This window comes from Pseudomonas shirazensis, from assembly GCF_014268785.2.
Classification (GTDB): Bacteria; Pseudomonadota; Gammaproteobacteria; order Pseudomonadales; family Pseudomonadaceae; genus Aquipseudomonas; species Aquipseudomonas shirazensis.
The window spans coordinates 377,020-400,000 of record NZ_JABWRD020000002.1 but is presented as its reverse complement, the minus strand read 5'-3'; the positions used below and the strand labels follow the sequence as shown (position 1 = coordinate 400,000).

Genomic DNA, 22,981 nt, shown 5'->3' with positions numbered 1-22,981 from the left:
ACCACGGTGTGATTCATGACTGGGGTGAAGTCGTAACAAGGTAGCCGTAGGGGAACCTGCGGCTGGATCACCTCCTTAATCGAAGACATCAGCCTGCTGATGAGCTCCCACACGAATTGCTTGATTCACTTGTATAAAGACGATGCTGTAACGTGACCCTGTTATAGGTCTGTAGCTCAGTTGGTTAGAGCGCACCCCTGATAAGGGTGAGGTCGGCAGTTCAAATCTGCCCAGACCTACCATTGCAGATACACGGGGCCATAGCTCAGCTGGGAGAGCGCCTGCCTTGCACGCAGGAGGTCAGCGGTTCGATCCCGCTTGGCTCCACCATTTTGCTTCACGCAGCACAGCGCGTCAGAACTTAGAAATGAACATTCGTTGATGAATGTTGATTTCTGACTTTTGTCAGATCGTTCTTTAAAAATTCGGATATGTGATAGAAATAGACTGACATGCACTTTCACTGGTGTGTGATCAGGCTAAGGTAAAATTTGTGAATGCTCGAAAGGGCAGTACGAATTTTCGGCGAATGTCGTCTTCACAGTATAACCAGATTGCTTGGGGTTATATGGTCAAGTGAAGAAGCGCATACGGTGGATGCCTTGGCAGTCAGAGGCGATGAAAGACGTGGTAGCCTGCGATAAGCTTTGGGGAGTCGGCAAACAGACTGTGATCCAGAGATCTCTGAATGGGGGAACCCACTCAGCATAAGCTGAGTATCTTGTACTGAATACATAGGTGCAAGAGGCGAACCAGGGGAACTGAAACATCTAAGTACCCTGAGGAAAAGAAATCAACCGAGATTCCCTTAGTAGTGGCGAGCGAACGGGGACCAGCCCTTAAGTTGGTTTGAGATTAGTGGAACGCTCTGGAAAGTGCGGCCGTAGTGGGTGATAGCCCCGTACACGAAAATCTCTTATCAATGAAATCGAGTAGGACGGAGCACGAGAAACTTTGTCTGAACATGGGGGGACCATCCTCCAAGGCTAAATACTACTGACTGACCGATAGTGAACCAGTACCGTGAGGGAAAGGCGAAAAGAACCCCGGAGAGGGGAGTGAAATAGATCCTGAAACCGTATGCGTACAAGCAGTGGGAGCCTACTTGTTAGGTGACTGCGTACCTTTTGTATAATGGGTCAGCGACTTATATTCAGTGGCGAGCTTAACCGAATAGGGGAGGCGTAGCGAAAGCGAGTCTTAATAGGGCGTTTAGTCGCTGGGTATAGACCCGAAACCGGGCGATCTATCCATGGGCAGGTTGAAGGTTGGGTAACACTAACTGGAGGACCGAACCGACTACCGTTGAAAAGTTAGCGGATGACCTGTGGATCGGAGTGAAAGGCTAATCAAGCTCGGAGATAGCTGGTTCTCCTCGAAAGCTATTTAGGTAGCGCCTCATGTATCACTGTAGGGGGTAGAGCACTGTTTCGGCTAGGGGGTCATCCCGACTTACCAAACCGATGCAAACTCCGAATACCTACAAGTGCCGAGCATGGGAGACACACGGCGGGTGCTAACGTCCGTCGTGAAAAGGGAAACAACCCAGACCGTCAGCTAAGGTCCCAAAGTCATGGTTAAGTGGGAAACGATGTGGGAAGGCTTAGACAGCTAGGAGGTTGGCTTAGAAGCAGCCACCCTTTAAAGAAAGCGTAATAGCTCACTAGTCGAGTCGGCCTGCGCGGAAGATGTAACGGGGCTCAAACCATGCACCGAAGCTACGGGTATCACCTTTTGGTGATGCGGTAGAGGAGCGTTCTGTAAGCCTGTGAAGGTGAGTTGAGAAGCTTGCTGGAGGTATCAGAAGTGCGAATGCTGACATGAGTAACGACAATGCGAGTGAAAAACTTGCACGCCGAAAGACCAAGGTTTCCTGCGCAACGTTAATCGACGCAGGGTTAGTCGGTCCCTAAGGCGAGGCTGAAAAGCGTAGTCGATGGAAAACAGGTTAATATTCCTGTACTTCCGATTGTTGCGATGGAGGGACGGAGAAGGCTAGGCCAGCTTGGCGTTGGTAGTCCAAGTTTAAGGTGGTAGGCTGAGATCTTAGGCAAATCCGGGATCTCAAGGCCGAGAGCTGATGACGAGTTGCCTTTAGGCGACGAAGTGGTTGATGCCATGCTTCCAAGAAAAGCTCCTAAGCTTCAGACAATCGGGAACCGTACCCCAAACCGACACAGGTGGTTAGGTAGAGAATACCAAGGCGCTTGAGAGAACTCGGGTGAAGGAACTAGGCAAAATGGCACCGTAACTTCGGGAGAAGGTGCGCCGGCGAAGGTGAAGGGTTTACCCCGTAAGCTTTTGCCGGTCGAAGATACCAGGCCGCTGCGACTGTTTATTAAAAACACAGCACTCTGCAAACACGAAAGTGGACGTATAGGGTGTGACGCCTGCCCGGTGCCGGAAGGTTAATTGATGGGGTTAGCGCAAGCGAAGCTCTTGATCGAAGCCCCGGTAAACGGCGGCCGTAACTATAACGGTCCTAAGGTAGCGAAATTCCTTGTCGGGTAAGTTCCGACCTGCACGAATGGCGTAACGATGGCGGCGCTGTCTCCACCCGAGACTCAGTGAAATTGAAATCGCTGTGAAGATGCAGTGTATCCGCGGCTAGACGGAAAGACCCCGTGAACCTTTACTATAGCTTTGCACTGGACTTTGAATTTGCTTGTGTAGGATAGGTGGGAGGCTTTGAAGTGGGGACGCCAGTTCTCATGGAGCCACTCTTGAAATACCACCCTGGCAACTTTGAGGTTCTAACTCAGGTCCGTTATCCGGATCGAGGACAGTGTATGGTGGGTAGTTTGACTGGGGCGGTCTCCTCCCAAAGAGTAACGGAGGAGTACGAAGGTGCGCTCAGACCGGTCGGAAATCGGTCGTAGAGTATAAAGGCAAAAGCGCGCTTGACTGCGAGACCCACACGTCGAGCAGGTACGAAAGTAGGTCTTAGTGATCCGGTGGTTCTGTATGGAAGGGCCATCGCTCAACGGATAAAAGGTACTCCGGGGATAACAGGCTGATACCGCCCAAGAGTTCATATCGACGGCGGTGTTTGGCACCTCGATGTCGGCTCATCACATCCTGGGGCTGAAGCCGGTCCCAAGGGTATGGCTGTTCGCCATTTAAAGTGGTACGCGAGCTGGGTTTAGAACGTCGTGAGACAGTTCGGTCCCTATCTGCCGTGGACGTTTGAGATTTGAGAGGGGCTGCTCCTAGTACGAGAGGACCGGAGTGGACGAACCTCTGGTGTTCCGGTTGTCACGCCAGTGGCATTGCCGGGTAGCTATGTTCGGAAGAGATAACCGCTGAAAGCATCTAAGCGGGAAACTTGCCTCAAGATGAGATCTCACTGGGATCTAGAATCCCCTGAAGGGCCGTCGAAGACTACGACGTTGATAGGTTGGGTGTGTAAGCGCTGTGAGGCGTTGAGCTAACCAATACTAATTGCCCGTGAGGCTTGACCATATAACACCCAAGCAATTTGCTCATGCAGGTTGCGGTGGTGAAGACGAAACGCTGAAGATTCGTACACAAACATCACATATCCGAATTTGCTGGGCCGTTCATCTGGACGTTCTGGCTACAGAATTTCTTGACGACAATAGAGCATTGGAACCACCTGATCCCATCCCGAACTCAGTAGTGAAACGATGCATCGCCGATGGTAGTGTGGGGTCTCCCCATGTGAGAGTAGGTCATCGTCAAGATTCATTTCGCAAAACCCCTATCTGCGCGAGCAGGTAGGGGTTTTGTCTTTTCCGGGATCCGGAAATCTGCGGCTACATAGCGGCCCCAATCAAGGCAGCTTCAGTCCCGAGCCAACTCCGCAAGGTGCGCAATCACCTGCTCGGTCTTCAGTACCAATACAACATTTCTTCCCGGCCGGTTGGAGCTGGCGCGGGTGCAGTTCGAAAACCGCAAGGATCGCGAGGCGGTGCAGGCATTTCAGCAGATCAGCACCGGCCTCAGCCCGTCAGACGCGTAGGCCATGGGTGTGGGGCAAGACCGTCGACAGTTTCATCCAGGCCCTTGATCACCGCGAAGACTGGCAAGGCTCGCTGGCCATCGGTCCGACCTGGAGTGACAACCTCAACCAATCTTCCGGAAGTGTTGTCACCTACCGCTACGTCACAGCTGAAGAGACCATTGTGGTCAAGCGCGCGCTGCCCAAGGCAGTGTCTGCCCACGGCCAGGATTTCGAAGCCACGCTGAACAAACGCATGGCCATCAGCGGTCATCACGGCATGTTCGTACGCTCACTGCTGTACGGCCAGGCCTACGAAAAAGAGAGCATGTACAACGAGAGCACGCTGATCAGCAACGCTGGCTATAGCTATCACGACGCCAGCAATCAGTATGCGATTGGGCCTTCATACGAGTTCAGCACCATTGGCAGCGACGCCATGTACAGCGCTTGGGGCCTGCGTGGCGAGTGGCTGCATACCCCAGCTTGTAGTCATTCAGACAGGGGCTGTGCTGACGACCGCTCCAGTCTTCGCCGCTTCGGCAATGGCCTCAGTGATGATCAGATTCCTCAGGCCATCGCGCACCGTGACCAGCGGCGCTTCAAGTCCTTGAATAATCCGGCAGAAATGCTCGAGCTGAAGCTCCAGTGGATCCCGACGTTCAACACCGGCGGTCGCCGTTTGAAAAGGCTTGAACCATGAGCGCTCTTCAGTGCGAGCATAGTATTTGAGGCGCATTGTGGGCACCGCAAGCGACCCGTTCTTGCCGCTGATTACATAGCAGTCTTCATCGGCGTAGGCGGCATAGCTCGCATTCTCCTGTGACGTCTGCTCCCAACTGCGGGCACACCCCGCAGAGTCCGATAGCAGAAACGAGCCCAGGGCCCCGTTGGCAAAGCGCAGGCCGATACACACCGTGTCTTCGACCGGAAAGTTACGCGCGGTACTCGACTGCATGGCCTGGACGGCAACGATCTCTCCGCACAGCGAGCGCAAGTTGCCGATCTCGTGAATCATGTTGATCAGGATCGGGCCGCCACCTTCCTGGCGCCGCCACACGGCCGCGTCGAAGTAATCATCCGGTTTGTAGAACAGCGCGCTGCCCTGCACGGCAACAATGTCGCCGAGCACGCCTTCGCCGATGATCTCCCGTGCCTTGGCCAGCACAGGGCTGTGTGCTCGATGGTGCCCGACCAGTAAGCGCGCACCCTTTGCGGTTGCCGCAGCGAGCAGACGCTGACCTTCTGCAACGCTGTGGGCGACGGGTTTTTCGATCAAGGCGGCAACCCCCGCGTCGACGCATTGCAACGCCTGCGCAACATGCAGGGCATTGGGCGTGGCAAGGATCACGCCGTCCGGTTTGACGTTGTCGAACAAGGCCGCCAGATCAGCATATTGAGGAACGCCCAGAGCGGTCAGGTAATCTTCCGGGATCCTCACCGGATCAACAACGGCAACCAGTTCACAAGACAGGCTCGCTTGGACAAGTTCGATATGGCGGCGACCGATCATGCCGACGCCGGCCACCGCAATTCTGATTCTGGACATGATTGATCTTCACAGTTGTTTTTGTGTGCCTGAGGAGCAGCGCAGGCTCATCAGGTGCTGTTAGGATCCAGCCTACTATCGCCGGCGAAGGTCATAATGGGCTCAGATGGAATATCAGAATTCTCAATTACTGAACAATGACCCGTTTCTGCGTGACCTTTTGCTCTTCACTGCGATCGCCCGCTGTTCGAGCTTCGTCAGCGCAGGGGCTGAGTTGGGTATCTCGCCAGCGCACGTCAGCAAGCGCATCGCGACACTTGAGCAAAGCCTCAACTGCAAGCTGTTCAACCGTACGACGCGCCGCGTCACCATCACCCGTGAAGGCGAGGCGATGCTGGTCTGGGCCAAACAGATTCTGGAAAACGTCCACGGCATGCTGGAGACGTCCCATGGAGACCGGGTAGAGCCCAAAGGCCTGCTGCGGATCAGCACCAGTCAACGACTGGGCCGTTTCCACGTGGCACCCATTCTCGGCCTGCTGCGCAAGCGCTACCCAAAACTCGAGGTCTGGATCGAGTTGATGGACAGGCGCACGGACCTGATCGGTGAACAGTTCGATGTCGATATTCGAGTAGGGGAGGTGACCGAGCAGCATCTTATTGCCCACAAGATCGCCAGCAGCCAGAGGATTCTGTGCGCCGCCCCGAGCTATGTCGCGGAGCGAGGCCATCCCGCTTCGCTGGCTGATCTGGCACAGCACGACTGCCTGCTGCTGCGCGACAGGGACAGTAGCTTTGGTTTGTGGCGTCTAGAGGGGCCAGGTGGCATGGAGACCGTCAAGGTGACCGGGCCCATGGCATCGAACAACAGCGACATCGTGCGCGAGTGGGCGCATGAAGGGCTGGGCATCATCATGGCCTCCTCCTGGGACGTCGCCCCCAGTTTTGCGCAGGGCAAGCTCATGCGACTGCTGCCTGCTTGGCATCAGGTTGCGGATATTTCCGCGGTCACCACGGTCCGTGCTTCGCAGTCGGAAAAAATCAAAGTGTGCCTTGAGTTTCTGACTGAGCAGTTGACGGCTGGTGCTTATGCGCTTGAGGGCATAACTGGCTGAGCAACACATCAAAGAGCGCTGCTTTGCTGGAGAAAACGTTCAAATTGTAGAAACTAAAAAGCCCGCAATCAGCGGGCTTTTGGGATGTTGCGTAGACGCTGGTAAGGCGTCTATGTGTTGCGTTTGGTGCCCCGAGGGAGACTCGAACTCCCACTCCTTTCGAAAACGGATTTTGAATCCGCCGCGTCTACCAATTCCGCCATCAGGGCTTGTGGGGCGGCAGTATAGAGAGGCTCCGCGGGTCGGTCAATCGGCTTTCATGGAGAATTTTCACAGCTTGGGCTAAACTTCGCGGCCCTGTCGAACCGAACACAATCATGCGCGTCGCCGATTTTTCCTTCGAACTCCCCGATTCCCTGATCGCCCGCCACCCACTGGCCGAGCGCCATGGCAGCCGACTGCTGGTTCTTGATGGACCGAGCGGCGCGCTGGCTCATCAGCAATTCACCGATCTGCTCGAACACCTGCGCCCGGGTGACCTGATGGTGTTCAACAACACTCGGGTGATCCCGGCGCGGTTGTTTGGCCAAAAAGCCTCGGGCGGCAAGCTCGAAGTGCTGGTCGAGCGCGTGCTCGACAGCCACCGGGTGCTGGCCCATGTGCGTGCAAGCAAGGCGCCCAAGGTCGGTACACAGTTGCTCATCGACGGCGGCGGCGAGGCCGAGATGGTCGCCCGCCATGACACGCTGTTCGAGCTGCGCTTCAACGAAGAGGTGCTGCCGCTGCTCGATCGCGTCGGCCATATGCCGCTGCCGCCGTATATCGATCGCCCGGACGAGGGCGCCGACCGCGAGCGCTATCAGACTGTTTATGCCGAGCGCGCAGGTGCCGTCGCCGCGCCAACCGCAGGCCTGCACTTCGACCAGCCGCTGCTCGAGAAAATCGCAGCCAAGGGCGTCGAGAGTGCGTTCGTTACCTTGCATGTGGGTGCCGGCACCTTCCAGCCGGTGCGGGTCGACAAGATCGAAGACCACCATATGCACAAGGAATGGCTCGAAGTCAGCCAGGAGGTAGTCGATGCCGTGGCCGCGTGCCGTGCGCGTGGCGGCCGAGTGGTTGCCGTCGGCACCACCAGCGTGCGCTCGCTGGAGAGTGCCGCACGTGATGGCCAGCTCAAGGCGTTCAGCGGCGACACCGATATCTTTATCTACCCGGGCCGGCCGTTCCATGTGGTCGATGCCCTGGTCACCAACTTCCACCTGCCGGAGTCCACGCTGCTGATGCTGGTCTCGGCCTTCGCCGGTTACCCCGAAACCATGGCGGCCTATGCCGCTGCGGTCGAGCATGGCTACCGCTTCTTCAGTTACGGTGATGCGATGTTCATCACCCGCAATCCGGCGCCGCGCGGCCCCGAGGATCAAGCATGAGTCGCACCTGTCGTATGTCCTTCGAACTGCTGGCCACCGACGGCAAGGCCCGTCGTGGCCGCCTGACCTTCCCCCGAGGCACGGTCGAGACCCCGGCGTTCATGCCGGTGGGCACCTATGGCACGGTCAAAGGCATGCTGCCGCGTGACATCGAGGCCACCGGCGCCGAGATCATTCTTGGCAACACCTTCCACCTGTGGCTGCGCCCGGGCACCGAGGTGATCAAGAAGCACAACGGCCTGCACGATTTCATGCAGTGGAAAGGCCCGATTCTGACCGACTCCGGTGGCTTCCAGGTGTTCAGCCTTGGCGCCATGCGCAAGATCAAGGAAGAGGGCGTGACCTTCGCCTCGCCAGTCGATGGCTCCAAGGTGTTCATGGGCCCGGAAGAGTCGATGCAGGTCCAGCGTGATCTGGGCTCGGACATCGTGATGATCTTCGACGAATGCACGCCGTACCCGGCCGAGCATGACGTCGCGCGCACCTCGATGGAGCTGTCGCTGCGCTGGGCGCAGCGCTCCAAGGACGCCCACGCCGACAACACTGCGGCGCTGTTCGGCATCGTTCAGGGCGGCATGTATCAAGACTTGCGGGAACGCTCGCTGGAGGCGCTGGTCAACATCGACTTCGACGGCCTGGCGATCGGCGGCTTGTCGGTCGGTGAGCCGAAGCACGAGATGATCAAAGTGCTCGATTACCTGCCGGCGATGATGCCCGCTGACAAACCTCGTTACCTTATGGGGGTAGGCAAACCCGAGGATCTTGTGGAGGGTGTGCGCCGCGGCGTCGACATGTTCGACTGCGTGATGCCGACGCGCAATGCGCGCAACGGCCATCTGTTCATCGACACCGGGGTGATCAAGATCCGCAACGCGTTTCATCGCCATGATGATTCGCCGCTGGATCCGACCTGCGATTGCTATACCTGCAGCAACTTCTCGCGCGCCTATCTGCACCACCTGGACAAGTGCGGCGAAATGTTGAGCAGCATGTTGAATACAATCCATAACTTGCGTCATTACCAGCGCCTGATGGCCGGTTTACGCGAGGCTATTCAACAAGGTAAATTGGCCGCCTTTGTCGACGCCTTCTATGCCAAACGCGGGCTTGCCGTGCCGCCTTTGGACTGACTGACTGTAACCGTTTGCCAACCCAACACGTTGCAACATAACAACTGGAGTGTCACATGAGCTTTTTGATCCCCGCCGCCTACGCGGACGCCGCAGCCCCTGCCGCCGGCCCTATGGGTGGTGGTTTCGAGTGGATTTTCCTGGTCGGCTTCCTGGTCATCTTCTACCTGATGATCTGGCGTCCACAGGCCAAGCGCGCCAAAGAGCAGAAGAACCTGCTGGGCAACTTGCAGAAAGGTGACGAAGTTGTCACCAACGGCGGCATCGCCGGCAAGATCGTCAAGGTTTCCGATGACTTCGTGGTACTGGAAGTGTCCGACACCGTCGAGATGAAGTTCCAGAAGGGCGCCGTGGCTGCGACCCTGCCTAAAGGTACGCTCAAGGCTATCTGAGGTACCGGTTTTACTTTTTCCAGTCGGGGCGCGCAAAGCGCCCCGCGTCTTGAACGGGCGGCGTGATGCTGAACAAATATCCTCTGTGGAAATACGCACTGATCGTGCTGGTACTGGCGATCGGTTTCATTTATTCCGCTCCCAACCTCTATCCGGATGATCCGGCTGTACAGATCAGTGGTGCCAGTTCGGCGCTGCAGGTCAACCAGGCCGACCTCGATCGCGTCAACAAGGCGCTGACCGAAGCGGGTATCACCGTGAAGGGCACTAGCCTGGGCGAGAAGGGCAGTGGCTTGGTACGCCTGGCCGACCAGGAAGACCAACTGCCAGCCAAGGATGTGGTGCGCAAGGCCCTGGGCGATGATTACGTCGTGGCCCTGAACCTGGCTCAGACCACTCCGCAGTGGCTGCGTAACCTGGGTGCAAGCCCGATGAAGCTCGGTCTGGACCTGTCCGGTGGTGTGCACTTCCTGCTCGAAGTGGACATGGATAAGGCCATGAGCGCGCGCATGAAGGTCTACGAAGGCGAAGTGAAGACCCTGTTGCGCAAAGAGCGCATCCGCTACCGCAGCCTGCCTCAGCAGGATGGCGGCATCGTGCTGGGCTTCTCTGACGACGCCACCCGCGAACAGGCCCGTGCCCTGATTCGCAAGAGCTTCACCGATTTCGACCTGACCACCACCGAGCGCAACGAGCTCGCTGTGCTGCGTCTGGCGCTGACCCCGGCCAAGGTTGCCGAGATCCGCGAATACTCGATCAAGCAAAACCTGACCACCGTGCGCAACCGGGTCAATGAACTGGGTGTGGCCGAGCCGCTGGTGCAGCGTCAGGGCGCCAACCGTATCGTAGTCGAGCTGCCAGGCGTGCAGGACACTGCCGAAGCCAAGCGCATCCTCGGCAAGACCGCCAACCTCGAGTTCCGCTTCGGTGCCGAACCAGGTGCCTCCAAGGCCACCACCGAGGTCTTCGAATTCCGTGACGGCGGCCGTTCGGCGCCGGTCGAGCGTGGTTTGATCATCACCGGTGACCAGGTCACCGACGCCCAAGCCAGCTTCGACGAGCAAGGCCGGCCACAGGTCAACATCCGCCTCGATGGCCATGGCGGCGAGTTGATGAGCCGCGCGACCCGCAGCAACGTCGGCCGCAGCATGGCAGTAATCTTCATCGAGCAGAAGCCGATCACCCGCTACGTCAAGCAGACCGTCGATGGCGTCGAGAAGGAAGTTGCCGTACAGAGCTTCCAGGAAGAGAAAAAGATCATCAGCCTGGCGACCATTCAATCGCCACTGGGCAGCCAGTTCCGCATCACCGGCCTCAATGGCCAGGGTGAATCGTCCGAACTGGCCCTGCTGCTGCGTGCCGGTGGTCTGGCTGCGCCGATGTACTTCGCTGAAGAGCGCACCATTGGTCCAAGCCTGGGGGCCGACAACATCACCAAAGGTGTCGAAGCATCGCTGTGGGGCATGCTGTTCGTGTCCATCTTCATCATCGCCATCTACCGTGGTTTTGGCGTGATCGCGACCGTTGCCCTGACCGGCAACATGATCCTGCTGCTGGCCTTGATGTCCCTGCTGGGTGCCACCCTGACCCTGCCAGGCATCGCCGGTATCGTGCTGACCATGGGTATGGCGGTCGACGCCAACGTGCTGATCTTCTCGCGGATTCGCGAGGAGCTGAAAAACGGCATGTCGGTGCAGCGCGCCATCCACGAAGGCTTCAGCCGTGCCTACACCGCGATCATCGACGCCAACCTGACCAGTCTGCTGGTCGGCGGTATCCTCTTCGCGATGGGCACCGGGCCGGTCAAAGGCTTCGCGGTAACCATGTCCCTCGGGATTTTCACCTCGATGTTCACCGCCGTCATGGTGACCCGCGCAATGGTCAACCTGACCTGCGGCGGGCGTGACATCAAGAAGCTGTGGGTTTGAGGGAATAACCATGAAAACCATCAACTTCATGGGCGTGCGCAACGTTGCGTTCGCCGTCACTGTCCTGCTGACCATCCTGGCGTTGTTCAGCTGGTGGCAGAAGGGTTTGAACTTCGGTCTGGACTTCACCGGCGGTACGCTCATCGAGCTGACCTACGAGCGTCCGGCAGACCTCAAGCTGGTCCGCGCCGAGCTCGCTCAGTCGGGCTTCGAGGATGCCATCGTGCAGAGCTTCGGTGCGACTACCGACCTGCTGGTGCGCATGCCGGGCGACGACCCGCAACTGGGCAGCAAGGTTGCTGCAGCGCTGCAGAAAGTCGGCGGTGACAACCCGGCAACCCTCAAGCGGGTCGAGTTCGTCGGCCCGCAGGTAGGTGAAGAACTGCGTGACCAGGGCGGACTGGGCATGCTGCTGGCGCTGGGCGGGGTACTCATCTACCTAGCCTTCCGCTTCCAGTGGAAATTCGCCGTCGGCGCGATCATCTCGCTGATCCACGACGTGGTCGTGACCGTGGGTATCCTGTCGTTCTTCCAGATCACCTTCGATTTGACGGTGCTGGCGGCAGTGCTGGCCATCATCGGTTACTCGCTGAACGACACCATTGTGGTATTCGACCGCGTGCGGGAAAACTTCCGCGTGATGCGCAAGGCCTCGCTGATCGAGAACATCAACGTCTCGACCACGCAGACCCTGCTGCGCACTGTCGCCACTTCGGTTTCGACCTTGCTGGCGATCGCCGCCCTGTTGATCTTCGGGGGTGACAACCTGTTCGGCTTCTCCCTGGCTCTGTTCATCGGGGTCATGGCCGGTACCTACTCGTCGATCTACATCGCCAACGTGGTATTGATCTGGCTGAACCTGAACAGCGAAGACCTGATTCCACCGGTCAAGGCCGAGGGTGTGGACGAGCGTCCATAACCGCAAGCCGTCGCCGTTTGGCGCCAAGAGAGCCGCGAATGTTGAACTCGCGGCTTTTTTTTTGCTCCAAGGCTGGGACAAGCGCGGGTTATGGCCCGCTGGTACGATCAGGAGGTTCACGTGAATAAATCAATGCTGGTGGGTGCGGTGCTCGGTGCCGTCGGTGTAACTGCCGCAGGCGCAATGGCGACCTACAGCTTGGTGAACAAAGGCCCAGAGGTCGCCGAGGTGACCGACGTGCAGCCGATCAAGCAGCAGGTCAAGACTCCACGTGAAGTGTGCAAGGACGTGACCGTGACGCGCCAGGCGCCGGTCAAGGATCAACATCAGATCGCCGGTACCGTGGTCGGTGCATTGGCGGGTGGCTTGCTCGGCAACCAGATCGGTGGCGGCACCGGCAAGAAGATTGCCACCGTGGCCGGTGCGGTCGGCGGCGGCTACGCCGGTAACAAGGTGCAGGAAGGCATGCAAGAGCGTGACACCTACACTACCACCCAGACCCGCTGTAACACCGTGCATGACCTGAGCGAGAAAGTGGTTGGCTACAACGTCACCTATTCGATTGGCGACAAGGTCGGCAAAGTGAAGATGGACCACGAGCCAGGTTCGACCATTCCGCTGGACGAGAATGGCAAGCTGGTGCTGAGTCAGGCCCAGAACGGGCAGTAAGCCTGCGCAGGATCACTGGCCCCTGTAGGAGCGGCGCGGTTCTTGCGGACACAAAAAAGCACCCCGGGGGGTGCTTTTTTGTGGCTGACCGGCGCTTAGCGCTTCAGCGATTGTGGCACGTGCGGCTGGATGGCAGTCAGCACGGCTTTGAAGCACTTGATGTTGCCAGCAACGATGTGGCCTTTCTCGAGGAATTCGTGGCCACCGTTGAAGTCGCTGACCAGACCGCCAGCCTCCTGCACCAGCAGTACGCCTGCAGCCATGTCCCACTCGGACAGGCCCGACTCCCAGAACGCATCGAAACGACCGGCCGCTACATAGGCCAGGTCAAGGCTGGCAGAGCCGGCGCGGCGGATGCCGGCAGTCTGGCCAGTCAGGGCGCGGATCATGCCCAGGTAATTGTCGAGGTCGGCCATCTGGTTGTCGCGGAACGGGAAGCCGGTACCCAGCAGGGCGCCTTCAAGGCTGGTACGCGAGCTGACGCGTAGGCGGCGACCGTTGATCTGGGCGCCACGGCCACGGCTGGCGGTGAACTCTTCCTGGCGAACCGGATCCAGTACCACTGCGTGCTCCAGGCGGCCGCGGTATTTGCAGGCGATGCTCACTGCAAAGTGCGGAATGCCACGCAGGAAGTTGGTGGTGCCATCGAGCGGGTCGATGATCCACAGGTAGTCTTTGCCTTCTTCACCTGAGCCAGCGTGGAAGCCGGTCTCTTCACCCTGGATCGAGTGGTTCGGGTAGGCCTTGCGCAGAGCATCGACGATTTTCTGCTCGGCAGCGCGGTCAACCTCGGACACGTAGTCCTTGGCGTCCTTTTCGTCCACCTTGATGGTGTCCAGGCGTTCGATGGAGCGGAAAATCAGTTCACTGGCGCTGCGAGCAGCGCGCAGGGCGATAGTCAGCATAGGCTGCATGGGCGGTTCACCTGGAGATGTTAAAGAAGAAAGCCGGCCATTTTAGCAGAGTTTTTTGACAACGGCAGCGCCGCATTTGCTTTCATGGCGTAACGTCCGTCGGTTCTGTAAGATCGACCGCCCTGATATCTGCCTTTGAGAGCACCCACCGTGCTGCAAAATATTCGTGTTGTTCTGGTCAATACCAGCCACCCCGGCAACATCGGCGGCGCTGCGCGTGCCATGAAAAACATGGGCTTGTCGCGCCTGGTGCTGGTCCAGCCGCAGGAGTTTCCGGCAGCTGACGCCAGCGCCCGAGCTTCTGGCGCAGACGACGTGCTCAGTGGCGCGCTGGTGGTCGACTCGCTGGAAGAGGCGCTGGTTGGCTGCAGTCTCGCGATCGGCACCAGTGCCCGCGACCGCAGCCTGCCGTGGCCGATGCTGGATCCGCGCGAGTGCGGCGCCAAGTCGGTCGAGCGTGCCACCATGGGTGACGAAATCGCCCTGGTGTTCGGTCGCGAGCATGCCGGGCTGACCAACGACGAATTGCAGCGATGTCACTTCCATGTGCACATTCCCTCGAACCCTGACTTCAGCTCGCTCAATCTGGCCGCCGCCGTGCAGGTGCTTGGCTATGAGGTGCGGATGGCCTGGCTGGCCGCGCAGGGCGAGCCGTCGATCAATGACAAGGCCGATGCCGTCGAACTGGCGACCCTGGACGAGATGGAGCGTTTCTACGACCACCTGGAGAAAACCCTGGTGGACATCGCCTTCCTCGATCCGGACAAACCCAAGCACCTGATGGCGCGCCTGCGTCGTCTGTACGGTCGCAGTTCGGTAGAGCGTACGGAAATGAGCATTTTACGCGGCATCCTCACCGAGACTCAGAAGGTTGCTCGGGGTGAGTCGCATAAGCGGAAGGATTGAGCAATGTTCGAACGTCTGCGTGAAGATATCCAAAGCGTATTCCATCGTGACCCTGCGGCGCGTAACGCTTTTGAAGTACTGACCTGCTATCCCGGCATGCACGCGATCTGGCTGCACCGCCTTGGCCACGCCCTCTGGACGCGTGATCTGAAGTGGCTGGCGCGGCTGGTGTCGAACTTCGGCCGCTGGATGACTGGCATCGAAATCCACCCGGGCGCGACCATCGGTCGACGCTTCTTCATTGATCACGGCATGGGGATCGTCATTGGTGAGACCGCCGAGATCGGTGACGACGTCACCCTCTACCAGGGCGTGACCCTCGGTGGTACCAGCTGGAACGCCGGCAAGCGCCACCCGACCCTGGGCAATGGCGTGGTGGTCGGTGCCGGCGCCAAGGTGCTCGGCCCATTCACTGTCGGCGCCGGAGCCAAAATCGGCTCCAATGCTGTGGTCACCAAGGAGGTTCCGCCAGGCGCCACCGCAGTGGGTATCCCCGGTCGCATTATCGTCAAGGCGCAGGAAGACTCCGAAGTCGAAGCCAAGCGCAAGGCCATGGCCGAGAAGATCGGTTTCGATGCCTATGGCGTCAGTGGCGACATGCCTGACCCGGTCGCCCGCGCCATTGGCCAGATGCTCGACCACCTGCAAGCGGTCGACGAGCGTCTGCAGGGCATGTGCGGCGCGTTGACCAAGCTGGGTAGCGACTATCACGGCAAGGCGCTGCCGGCACTGCCCGAAGAAGATTTCGTTGAAGTCGCTCCGGTCGAGGCAAGGCAGCAGGCGCAGAGCGACACCCAGCCACATTGACAGCGACGATGGCACTAGCCGTGGGCGTGTGCTCGCGGCCAGTGTCTGCTACACTCGCGCCCGCCCTTCGAGTGCAAACCCGACTAAAGCAGTAGGTCTAATAGTTGACTTAAATGCTCGGGAATCGCATACTTGCTCACATTCTGTAACTCCCGTGGTACCCATACGCCATGCGACTGACTACCAAAGGCCGATACGCAGTGACCGCCATGCTTGACCTGGCGTTGCACGCGCAGCATGGGCCGGTGTCACTGGCCGATATTTCCGAGCGCCAGGGCATCTCCCTCTCTTATCTGGAGCAGCTGTTCGCCAAGCTGCGCCGCAGCAGCCTGGTTTCCAGCGTGCGCGGTCCAGGCGGCGGCTATCAGCTGTCGCGCGGCATGGAAACCATCCAGGTTGCCCAGGTCGTCGACGCGGTCAACGAATCGGTCGACGCTACCCGTTGCCAGGGCCTGGGTGACTGCCATGCCGGTGATACCTGCCTGACCCACCACCTGTGGTGTGACCTCAGTCAGCAGATCCATGAATTCCTCAGTGGCATCAGCCTGGCCGACCTCGTCAAGCGCCGTGAGGTGCAAGAAGTCGCTCATCGCCAGGACCTGCGCCGTGTTGCAGGTCGATCCGCCCAGCTGGACAAGATTGAGACGTCCGCCGTCGACTGACATTGGTCACGAGCGACGCCACCGCCTGATAGGAGATATTCAATGAAGTTGCCGATCTACCTCGATTACTCCGCGACCACGCCGGTCGACCCACGCGTTGCCCAGAAGATGGCCGAATGCCTGCTGGTCGACGGCAACTTTGGTAACCCGGCGTCGCGCTCCCACGTGTTTGGCTGGCGCGCTGAAGAAGCGGTCGAAAACGGCCGTCGCCAGGTGGCTGAGCTGATCAACGCCGATCCGCGTGAAATTGTCTGGACCAGCGGTGCCACCGAGTCCGACAACCTCGCGATCAAAGGCGTTGCGCACTTCTATCAGACCAAGGGTAAGCACATCATCACCTCCAAAATCGAGCACAAAGCCGTGCTCGATACCGCTCGTCAGCTCGAGCGTGAAGGCTTTGAAGTGACCTATCTCGAGCCAGGCGAAGACGGCATCGTTACCCCGGGCATGGTTGAAGCGGTGCTGCGCGATGACACCGTTCTGGTCTCGCTGATGCACGTCAACAACGAAGTTGGCTCGATTAACGACATCGCTGCAATCGGTGAACTGACCCGTGCCCGCGGCGTGCTGTTCCATGTTGACGCTGCACAATCGGCCGGCAAGGTCGAGATCGACGTGCAGAAGCTCAAGGTCGACCTGATGTCGTTCTCCGCGCACAAGGCCTACGGCCCTAAAGGTATCGGCGCGCTGTACGTCAGCCGCAAGCCGCGCGTGCGTCTGGAGGCAATCATTCACGGCGGTGGTCACGAGCGCGGCATGCGTTCCGGCACACTGCCTACGCACCAGATCGTCGGCATGGGTGAGGCATTTGCCATCGCCAAGCAGGAGATGGCCAGCGAGAACGCCCGCATCAAGGCACTGAGCGATCGCTTCTTCAAGCAGGTTTCCAACCTCGAAGAGCTGTACGTCAACGGCAGCCAGACTGCGCGCGTGCCGCACAATCTGAACCTGAGCTTCAACTACGTTGAAGGCGAGTCGCTACTGATGGCCCTCAAGGACATCGCGGTATCGTCCGGTTCGGCCTGCACCTCCGCTTCGCTCGAACCGTCGTACGTACTGCGCGCCCTGGGCCGCAACGACGAGCTGGCACACAGTTCGATCCGCTTCTCCTTCGGCCGCTTCACCAGCGAAGAAGAAGTCGACTACGCCGCGCAGGAAGTCTGCAAGGCTGTCACCAAGCTGCGCGAACTTTCGCCGCTGTGGGACATGTACAAAGACGGCGTCGATATCTCCAAGATCGAGTGGGCCGCCCACTAAGCAGTCGCCGGCAAGAGCGGCTACCTGATGAGGAAGGAATTGCACCATGGCATACAGTGAAAAAGTCATCGACCACTACGAAAACCCGCGCAACGTCGGCAAGATGGACGCTGAAGACCCGGACGTCGGTACCGGCATGGTCGGCGCGCCGGCCTGCGGTGACGTGATGCGTCTGCAGATCAAGGTCAACGAGCAGGGCGTTATCGAAGACGCCAAGTTCAAGACCTATGGCTGCGGTTCGGCTATCGCTTCCAGCTCCCTCGCCACCGAGTGGATGAAGGGCAAGACCCTGGACGAAGCCGAGACCATCAAGAACACCCAGCTGGCTGAAGAGCTGGCGCTGCCACCGGTCAAGATCCACTGCTCGGTACTCGCCGAGGACGCCATCAAGGCGGCCGTACGCGATTACAAGCAGAAAAAAGGCTTGATCTGAGTCGTTTGACTGGACGCTAAGGAGTTCCGATGGCTATCAGCATGACAGAAGCCGCCGCCAACCACGTGCGGCGCTCCCTCGACGGGCGTGGCAAGGGTGAAGGCATTCGCCTGGCCGTGCGCACCACCGGTTGCTCGGGCCTGGCCTACGTGCTGGAGTTCGTCGACGAAGTGGCAGGCGAAGACGAGGTCTTCGAGAACCACGGCGTGAAGGTCATCATTGACCCGAAAAGCCTGGTTTACCTCGACGGCACCGAGCTCGATTTCGTCAAGGAAGGGTTGAACGAAGGCTTCAAGTTCAACAACCCCAACGTGCGCGGTGAATGTGGCTGCGGCGAAAGCTTCAATGTTTGAGGCTTGATGTGGGTACTCCTTGTCATTTTGCCCTGTTCAATCTGCAGCCGGGCTTTCGCCTGGACCTCGAGCAACTGGCCGTTCGTTACCGCGAACTTGCCCGTGAGGTCCATCCCGACCGCTTCGCCGATGCTTCCGAGCGCGAGCAGCGTGTCGCCCTGGAAAACTCGGCAGCGTTGAACGACGCCTATCAGACCTTGCGCAGCGCCCCCCGTCGGGCGCGCTATCTGCTGGCCATCAGTGGCCACGAAGTGCCGCAGGAAGTCACCGTACATGATCCGGCCTTCCTGTTGCAGCAGATGGAGCTGCGTGAAGAACTTGAAGAGCTGACCGACCTCGACGGTGTCGCGGTATTCAAGAAGCGCCTCAAGCTCGCGCAAGATACGCTGTTCGAGGAATTCGCCGCCTGCTGGGATGATGCTGCGCAGCGTGAACAGGCCGAGCGCCTGATGCGCCGCATGCAGTTTCTCGACAAGCTCGCCCAGGAAGTGCGCCAGCTCGAAGAGCGCCTCGACGATTAACCCGGTGTTGCCGTGACAACGCCTAAGGTAGCTAGATAAGCATGGCCCTACTGCAGATCGCCGAACCCGGTCAAAGCCCCCAGCCGCACCAGCGCCGCCTGGCGGTAGGGATTGACCTGGGTACTACCAATTCTCTGGTTGCTGCCGTGCGCAGCGGCCGCAGCGAACCGCTGCCCGATGCCGAGGGGCAGGTCATCCTGCCATCGGCTGTGCGCTACCTGGAGGCGGCTGTCGAAGTCGGCCAGGCTGCGCGCGAAGCAGCGCCAAGCGACCCGTTCAACAGCATCCTTTCGGTCAAGCGTCTGATGGGACGCGGCCTGGCCGACGTCAAGCAGCTCGGCGAGCAACTGCCATACCGTTTTGTCGGTGGCGAGTCGCACATGCCGTTCATCGAAACCGTACAAGGCCCGAAAAGCCCGGTCGAAGTGTCTGCCGACATCCTCAAGGTGCTGCGTCAGCGCGCCGAGGAAACCCTTGGCGGCGACCTGGTAGGTGCGGTCATCACGGTCCCGGCCTACTTCGACGATGCTCAGCGCCAGGCGACCAAAGACGCCGCCAAGCTTGCCGGGCTGAACGTGTTGCGCCTGCTCAACGAGCCGACTGCTGCGGCCGTGGCCTATGGCCTGGACCAGAACGCTGAAGGCCTGGTGGCGATCTTCGACCTGGGCGGCGGTACCTTCGATATCTCCATCCTGCGCCTGACTGCGGGCGTCTTCGAAGTGCTGGCCACCGGTGGCGATACCGCCCTGGGTGGTGACGACTTCGATCACGCGATTGCCAGCTGGATCATTGAGCAGGCCGGTTTGTCGGCTGATCTGGATCCAGCGACTCAGCGTCAACTGCTGCAGACCGCTTGCGCGGCCAAGGAAGCCCTGACCGATGCCGCCAGCGTGCGCGTTGCCCACGGTGACTGGCAGGGTGAGTTGAGCCGGGCAGACTTCGAAGCGATGATCGAGCCGATGATCGCCCGTAGCCTCAAGGCCTGCCGCCGCGCCGTGCGTGACAGTGGGGTCGAGCTCGAAGAAGTGGTTGCAGTGGTAATGGTCGGTGGTTCGACTCGCGTACCGCGTGTGCGTGAAGCCGTCGGTGGCCTCTTCGGCCGTGCTCCGCTGACCTCGATCGACCCTGATCAGGTAGTCGCCATTGGCGCCGCGATCCAGGCCGATACCCTCGCTGGCAACCGCCGCGAAGGTGGCGAGTTGCTGTTGCTCGACGTGATCCCGCTGTCGCTCGGTCTGGAGACCATGGGCGGCCTGATGGAAAAGGTGATCCCGCGCAACACCACGATCCCGGTGGCCCGCGCTCAGGAATTCACCACCTACAAAGATGGCCAGACGGCCATGATGATCCACGTCCTGCAGGGTGAGCGCGAACTTATCAGCGACTGCCGCTCGCTGGCGCGCTTCGAACTGCGTGGGATTCCGCCGATGGTCGCCGGCTCGGCGAAGATCCGCGTGACCTTCCAGGTCGACGCCGATGGCCTGCTCAGCGTCGCTGCGCGCGAACTGGGCTCGGGCGTGGAAGCAAGCATTCAGGTCAAGCCGTCGTACGGCCTGACCGACGGTGAAATCGCCCGCATGCTCAAGGATTCGTTCGAGCACGCCGGCACCGACAAGCATGCCCGCCAGTTGCGCGAGCACCAGGTCGACGGCGAACGCCTGCTCGAAGCGGTGCAGGGTGCGCTTGACGCCGACGGCGAGCGCCTGCTGAGCGCCGAAGAGCGCGAAGCCATTGGCTTCCAGATGCAACAACTACGTGATTTGCTGGCCGGCACCGATGGCCCTGCCATCGAGCAACAGACCAAGCGTCTGTCGCAGGTGACCGATGCATTTGCCGCCCGTCGCCTTGATTCGACGGTCAAAGCCGCACTGGCCGGGCGCAACCTGAATGAGATCGAGGAGTAATCGATGCCGCTGGTGACATTCCTGCCGCATGAGAAGTTTTGCCCCGAAGGGCTGACCGTGGAAGTCGCAACCGGGACCAACATCCTGGAGCTGGCCCACGACCATCACATCGAGATGGAAAGCGCCTGCGGCGGGGTCAAGGCCTGCACCACCTGCCACTGCATCGTGCGCAAGGGCTTTGACTCGCTCGACGAAGCCGACGAGCTCGAAGAAGACATGCTGGACAAGGCCTGGGGCCTGGAAGCGCAGTCCCGGTTGGGTTGCCAGGTGGTCGTCGGTGATACCGACCTGACCATCGAAATCCCCAAGTATTCGCTCAACCACGCCGCCGAAGCGCCGCACTGAAGCCTGGAGGCTGGCATGAGTCTGAAATGGGTTGATGTACTTGAGATCGCCATCCAGCTTGCAGAAAGCAAGCCGGAGGTCGATCCTCGTTATGTGAATTTCCTCGATCTGCACCGCTGGGTAGTGGCTCTGCCAGAGTTCAGCGACGATCCGACACGCGGCGGAGAGAAGGTGCTTGAGGCGATCCAGGGGGCCTGGATCGAAGAAGCCGACTGAGCGTCACCTGCAGGTTAGGCATTCCCCTGGAACCCGCGTATAATTCGCGGGTTTAATTTTTCGTAATACTCAATTTTCTGGAGTTACCATGGCTGTTCAACGTACTTTCTCGATCATCAAGCCTGACGCAGTTGCTAAAAACGTCATCGGCAAGATCACTTCGCGCTTCGAAGAAGCTGGTCTGAAAATCGTCGCTTCGAAACTCAAGCAACTGTCCAAAGCCGAAGCCGAAGGCTTCTACGCTGAGCACAGCGAGCGCGGTTTCTTCGGTGATCTGGTTGCCTTCATGATCTCCGGCCCAGTTGTTGTTCAGGTTCTGGAAGGCGAAAACGCCATCGCTCTGAACCGTGAGCTGATGGGCGCTACCAACCCTAAAGAAGCTGCTGCCGGCACCATCCGTGCTGACTTCGCTGAATCGATCGACGCCAACGCCGTTCACGGTTCGGACTCCGAAGCTGCTGCCGCTCGCGAAATCGCTTACTTCTTCGCAGCTACCGAGGTAACCGCTCGCTAAGCGAAAGCTTACGGGTGAGGGTGAATCCATGACGACATCTACTGGCAAAATCAACCTGTTGGGTCTGACCCAGCCGGAAATGGAACAATTCTTCGACTCCATTGGCGAGAAGCGCTTCCGTGCCGGTCAAGTAATGAAATGGATTCACCATTTTGGTGTCGATGATTTCGCCGCCATGACCAATGTCGGCAAGGTCTTGCGCGAAAAGCTCGAGGCTGTTGCCGAGATTCGGCCACCGGAAGTGGTCAGTGAAGACATTTCCGCCGACGGCACCCGCAAATGGGTGATCCGCGTTGCCTCCGGCAGCTGCGTCGAAACCGTCTACATCCCGACCGACGACCGTGGCACCTTGTGTGTATCGTCGCAGGCGGGCTGCGCCCTGGACTGCAGTTTCTGCTCCACAGGCAAGCAAGGCTTCAACAGCAACCTCACCGCCGCCGAAGTCATCGGTCAGGTGTGGCTTGCGAACAAATCCTTCGGCACCATCCCGGCCAAAGTCGACCGCGCGATTACCAACGTGGTGATGATGGGCATGGGCGAGCCGTTGCTCAATTTCGATAATGTCATTGCCGCCATGAAGATCATGATGGACGATCTGGGCTATGGCATTTCCAAGCGTCGCGTCACCCTGTCGACCTCAGGCGTAGTGCCGATGATCGACGAGCTGGCCAAGCACATCGACGTTTCCCTGGCACTGTCGCTGCACGCGCCGAACGACGAGCTGCGTAACAAGCTGGTGCCAATCAACAAGAAGTACCCGCTCAAGGTGCTGCTCGAGTCGTGCATGGGCTACATGGCCACCCTCGGTGGCAAGCGTGTACTGACCGTCGAATACACCCTGCTCAAGGACGTCAACGATCAGCCCGAGCATGCCACGCAGATGATCGACCTGCTGCGCGATATCCCGTGCAAGATCAACCTGATCCCGTTCAATCCGTTCCCGCACTCCGGTTACGAGCGGCCGAGCAACAATGCAATCCGCCGCTTCCAGGACCTGCTCCACCACGGTGGTTACAATGTCACCACCCGTACCACCCGTGGTGAGGATATCGACGCCGCTTGTGGGCAGCTGGTTGGTCAGGTCATGGACCGTACCCGCCGCAGCGAGCGTTACATCGCTGTGCGTCAGCTCAATGACGACGTGCAGATCGCCGACAACGCTGCGCGTCACTGAGCGGGC

The 22,981-nt window shown here is 59.3% G+C and carries 21 protein-coding genes, 3 tRNA genes, 3 rRNA genes and 1 pseudogene (1 of these 28 cut by a window edge); 25 read left to right on the top strand and 3 right to left on the bottom strand.

Annotated features, from left to right (window positions below; translation table 11 throughout):
• The 6 genes and pseudogenes from HU736_RS13115 to HU736_RS22055 all read left to right on the top strand — a co-directional run.
• Positions 1 to 78 (top strand): 16S ribosomal RNA (locus HU736_RS13115) (it extends 1,459 nt beyond the left edge of the window).
• Between the two features lie 87 nt (positions 79 to 165).
• A tRNA-Ile gene (locus HU736_RS13110) sits at positions 166 to 242 on the top strand.
• Positions 243 to 254: 12 nt separating this feature from the next.
• A tRNA-Ala gene (locus tag HU736_RS13105) sits at positions 255 to 330 on the top strand.
• A gap of 240 nt (positions 331 to 570) precedes the next feature.
• Positions 571 to 3,462, top strand: a 23S ribosomal RNA gene (locus HU736_RS13100).
• Between the two features lie 126 nt (positions 3,463 to 3,588).
• Positions 3,589 to 3,704: ribosomal RNA gene (gene rrf, locus HU736_RS13095) — 5S ribosomal RNA — on the top strand.
• The 16S, 23S and 5S rRNA genes sit together here with 2 tRNA genes alongside, the layout of an rRNA operon.
• Before the next feature lie 285 nt (positions 3,705 to 3,989).
• Positions 3,990 to 4,379, top strand: a pseudogene (locus HU736_RS22055) (surface lipoprotein assembly modifier); the annotation flags it as partial.
• A 78-nt stretch (positions 4,380 to 4,457) separates the two neighbouring features.
• Here HU736_RS22055 and HU736_RS13085 read toward each other — a convergent pair.
• Positions 4,458 to 5,510, bottom strand: coding sequence for a Gfo/Idh/MocA family protein (locus tag HU736_RS13085; protein WP_186697420.1), 1,053 nt, complete (start codon positions 5,508 to 5,510; stop codon positions 4,458 to 4,460).
• Between the two features lie 106 nt (positions 5,511 to 5,616).
• On the opposite strand from HU736_RS13085, the gene HU736_RS13080 reads away from it, so the two are divergent.
• On the top strand, positions 5,617 to 6,564 hold the full coding sequence (locus HU736_RS13080; protein ID WP_186697422.1) for a LysR substrate-binding domain-containing protein: 948 nt from the start codon (positions 5,617 to 5,619) through the stop codon (positions 6,562 to 6,564).
• 124 nt (positions 6,565 to 6,688) lie between these two features.
• Here HU736_RS13080 and HU736_RS13075 read toward each other — a convergent pair.
• Positions 6,689 to 6,773: transfer RNA gene (locus HU736_RS13075), tRNA-Leu, on the bottom strand.
• Positions 6,774 to 6,881: 108 nt separating this feature from the next.
• Between HU736_RS13075 and queA the strand changes: the two genes are divergently transcribed.
• From queA to HU736_RS13045, 6 genes are all read left to right on the top strand, one after another.
• Complete coding sequence (gene queA / locus HU736_RS13070; RefSeq protein ID WP_186697424.1) at positions 6,882 to 7,931, top strand: tRNA preQ1(34) S-adenosylmethionine ribosyltransferase-isomerase QueA; 1,050 nt, start codon at positions 6,882 to 6,884, stop codon at positions 7,929 to 7,931.
• A gap of 14 nt (positions 7,932 to 7,945) precedes the next feature.
• Entirely contained in the window at positions 7,946 to 9,061 is a 1,116-nt protein-coding gene (gene tgt, locus HU736_RS13065; protein WP_178080815.1) for a tRNA guanosine(34) transglycosylase Tgt, read from the top strand.
• 56 nt (positions 9,062 to 9,117) lie between these two features.
• Positions 9,118 to 9,453: a preprotein translocase subunit YajC gene (gene yajC, locus HU736_RS13060; RefSeq protein WP_103436107.1), complete on the top strand. Its 336-nt coding sequence runs from the start codon at positions 9,118 to 9,120 to the stop codon at positions 9,451 to 9,453.
• Positions 9,454 to 9,518: 65 nt separating this feature from the next.
• Positions 9,519 to 11,381, top strand: coding sequence for a protein translocase subunit SecD (gene secD / locus HU736_RS13055; RefSeq protein WP_186697426.1), 1,863 nt, complete (start codon positions 9,519 to 9,521; stop codon positions 11,379 to 11,381).
• A gap of 10 nt (positions 11,382 to 11,391) precedes the next feature.
• Positions 11,392 to 12,300, top strand: a complete 909-nt coding sequence (secF, locus tag HU736_RS13050) for a protein translocase subunit SecF (protein WP_103436109.1) — start codon at positions 11,392 to 11,394, stop codon at positions 12,298 to 12,300.
• Positions 12,301 to 12,420: 120 nt separating this feature from the next.
• Positions 12,421 to 12,969, top strand: a complete 549-nt coding sequence (locus HU736_RS13045; protein ID WP_103438701.1) for a glycine zipper 2TM domain-containing protein — start codon at positions 12,421 to 12,423, stop codon at positions 12,967 to 12,969.
• Between the two features lie 95 nt (positions 12,970 to 13,064).
• Here HU736_RS13045 and suhB read toward each other — a convergent pair whose 3' ends face one another.
• Entirely contained in the window at positions 13,065 to 13,883 is an 819-nt protein-coding gene (suhB, locus tag HU736_RS13040; protein WP_101316676.1) for a type III secretion system regulator SuhB, read from the bottom strand.
• 150 nt (positions 13,884 to 14,033) lie between these two features.
• On the opposite strand from suhB, the gene trmJ reads away from it, so the two are divergent.
• The 12 genes from trmJ (at position 14,034) to rlmN (ending at position 22,975) form a co-directional block, all read left to right on the top strand.
• A complete protein-coding gene (gene trmJ, locus HU736_RS13035; protein ID WP_103436110.1) occupies positions 14,034 to 14,789 on the top strand; it encodes a tRNA (cytosine(32)/uridine(32)-2'-O)-methyltransferase TrmJ in 756 nt (251 codons plus the stop codon).
• 3 nt (positions 14,790 to 14,792) lie between these two features.
• Entirely contained in the window at positions 14,793 to 15,596 is an 804-nt protein-coding gene (gene cysE / locus HU736_RS13030; protein WP_103436111.1) for a serine O-acetyltransferase, read from the top strand.
• Positions 15,597 to 15,766: 170 nt separating this feature from the next.
• Entirely contained in the window at positions 15,767 to 16,258 is a 492-nt protein-coding gene (iscR, locus tag HU736_RS13025; protein ID WP_101316682.1) for a Fe-S cluster assembly transcriptional regulator IscR, read from the top strand.
• Between the two features lie 42 nt (positions 16,259 to 16,300).
• Positions 16,301 to 17,515, top strand: coding sequence for an IscS subfamily cysteine desulfurase (locus HU736_RS13020; protein ID WP_103436112.1), 1,215 nt, complete (start codon positions 16,301 to 16,303; stop codon positions 17,513 to 17,515).
• A 46-nt stretch (positions 17,516 to 17,561) separates the two neighbouring features.
• Positions 17,562 to 17,948: a Fe-S cluster assembly scaffold IscU gene (gene iscU, locus HU736_RS13015; RefSeq protein WP_027619655.1), complete on the top strand. Its 387-nt coding sequence runs from the start codon at positions 17,562 to 17,564 to the stop codon at positions 17,946 to 17,948.
• A gap of 29 nt (positions 17,949 to 17,977) precedes the next feature.
• On the top strand, positions 17,978 to 18,301 hold the full coding sequence (gene iscA, locus HU736_RS13010; protein WP_101316686.1) for an iron-sulfur cluster assembly protein IscA: 324 nt from the start codon (positions 17,978 to 17,980) through the stop codon (positions 18,299 to 18,301).
• 8 nt (positions 18,302 to 18,309) lie between these two features.
• Positions 18,310 to 18,822 carry a co-chaperone HscB gene (gene hscB / locus HU736_RS13005; protein ID WP_103436113.1) on the top strand — a complete coding sequence of 171 codons (513 nt, stop codon included), beginning with the start codon at positions 18,310 to 18,312 and terminating at the stop codon, positions 18,820 to 18,822.
• A gap of 41 nt (positions 18,823 to 18,863) precedes the next feature.
• Positions 18,864 to 20,726, top strand: coding sequence for a Fe-S protein assembly chaperone HscA (gene hscA, locus HU736_RS13000; RefSeq protein ID WP_186697428.1), 1,863 nt, complete (start codon positions 18,864 to 18,866; stop codon positions 20,724 to 20,726).
• Positions 20,727 to 20,729: 3 nt separating this feature from the next.
• The gene (gene fdx, locus HU736_RS12995; protein WP_101316692.1) at positions 20,730 to 21,071 is read left to right on the top strand and encodes an ISC system 2Fe-2S type ferredoxin; all 342 of its coding nucleotides are present in this window, start codon (positions 20,730 to 20,732) and stop codon (positions 21,069 to 21,071) included.
• Between the two features lie 15 nt (positions 21,072 to 21,086).
• On the top strand, positions 21,087 to 21,287 hold the full coding sequence (gene iscX, locus HU736_RS12990; RefSeq protein ID WP_101316694.1) for a Fe-S cluster assembly protein IscX: 201 nt from the start codon (positions 21,087 to 21,089) through the stop codon (positions 21,285 to 21,287).
• An 88-nt stretch (positions 21,288 to 21,375) separates the two neighbouring features.
• Complete coding sequence (gene ndk / locus HU736_RS12985) at positions 21,376 to 21,801, top strand: nucleoside-diphosphate kinase (RefSeq protein ID WP_101316696.1); 426 nt, start codon at positions 21,376 to 21,378, stop codon at positions 21,799 to 21,801.
• A 28-nt stretch (positions 21,802 to 21,829) separates the two neighbouring features.
• Positions 21,830 to 22,975, top strand: a complete 1,146-nt coding sequence (rlmN, locus tag HU736_RS12980; RefSeq protein WP_186697429.1) for a dual-specificity RNA methyltransferase RlmN — start codon at positions 21,830 to 21,832, stop codon at positions 22,973 to 22,975.
• The last annotated feature ends 6 nt before the right edge of the window (positions 22,976 to 22,981 follow it).

Excerpts from the sequence above, each read along its gene's own strand:
- HU736_RS13020 (WP_103436112.1), top strand. The coding sequence starts at position 16,301 with ATGAAGTTGCCGATCTACCTCGATTACTCCGCGACCACGCCGGTCGAC.
- ndk (WP_101316696.1), top strand. The coding sequence starts at position 21,376 with ATGGCTGTTCAACGTACTTTCTCGATCATCAAGCCTGACGCAGTTGCT.
- secD (WP_186697426.1), top strand. The coding sequence starts at position 9,519 with ATGCTGAACAAATATCCTCTGTGGAAATACGCACTGATCGTGCTGGTA.
- rlmN (WP_186697429.1), top strand. The coding sequence starts at position 21,830 with ATGACGACATCTACTGGCAAAATCAACCTGTTGGGTCTGACCCAGCCG.
- iscX (WP_101316694.1), top strand. The coding sequence starts at position 21,087 with ATGAGTCTGAAATGGGTTGATGTACTTGAGATCGCCATCCAGCTTGCA.
- yajC (WP_103436107.1), top strand. The coding sequence starts at position 9,118 with ATGAGCTTTTTGATCCCCGCCGCCTACGCGGACGCCGCAGCCCCTGCC.
- iscA (WP_101316686.1), top strand. The coding sequence starts at position 17,978 with ATGGCTATCAGCATGACAGAAGCCGCCGCCAACCACGTGCGGCGCTCC.
- iscR (WP_101316682.1), top strand. The coding sequence starts at position 15,767 with ATGCGACTGACTACCAAAGGCCGATACGCAGTGACCGCCATGCTTGAC.
- cysE (WP_103436111.1), top strand. The coding sequence starts at position 14,793 with ATGTTCGAACGTCTGCGTGAAGATATCCAAAGCGTATTCCATCGTGAC.
- suhB (WP_101316676.1), bottom strand. The coding sequence starts at position 13,883 with ATGCAGCCTATGCTGACTATCGCCCTGCGCGCTGCTCGCAGCGCCAGT.
- HU736_RS13080 (WP_186697422.1), top strand. The coding sequence starts at position 5,617 with ATGGAATATCAGAATTCTCAATTACTGAACAATGACCCGTTTCTGCGT.
- hscA (WP_186697428.1), top strand. The coding sequence starts at position 18,864 with ATGGCCCTACTGCAGATCGCCGAACCCGGTCAAAGCCCCCAGCCGCAC.
- HU736_RS13085 (WP_186697420.1), bottom strand. The coding sequence starts at position 5,510 with ATGTCCAGAATCAGAATTGCGGTGGCCGGCGTCGGCATGATCGGTCGC.
- secF (WP_103436109.1), top strand. The coding sequence starts at position 11,392 with ATGAAAACCATCAACTTCATGGGCGTGCGCAACGTTGCGTTCGCCGTC.
- queA (WP_186697424.1), top strand. The coding sequence starts at position 6,882 with ATGCGCGTCGCCGATTTTTCCTTCGAACTCCCCGATTCCCTGATCGCC.
- fdx (WP_101316692.1), top strand. The coding sequence starts at position 20,730 with ATGCCGCTGGTGACATTCCTGCCGCATGAGAAGTTTTGCCCCGAAGGG.
- iscU (WP_027619655.1), top strand. The coding sequence starts at position 17,562 with ATGGCATACAGTGAAAAAGTCATCGACCACTACGAAAACCCGCGCAAC.
- tgt (WP_178080815.1), top strand. The coding sequence starts at position 7,946 with ATGTCCTTCGAACTGCTGGCCACCGACGGCAAGGCCCGTCGTGGCCGC.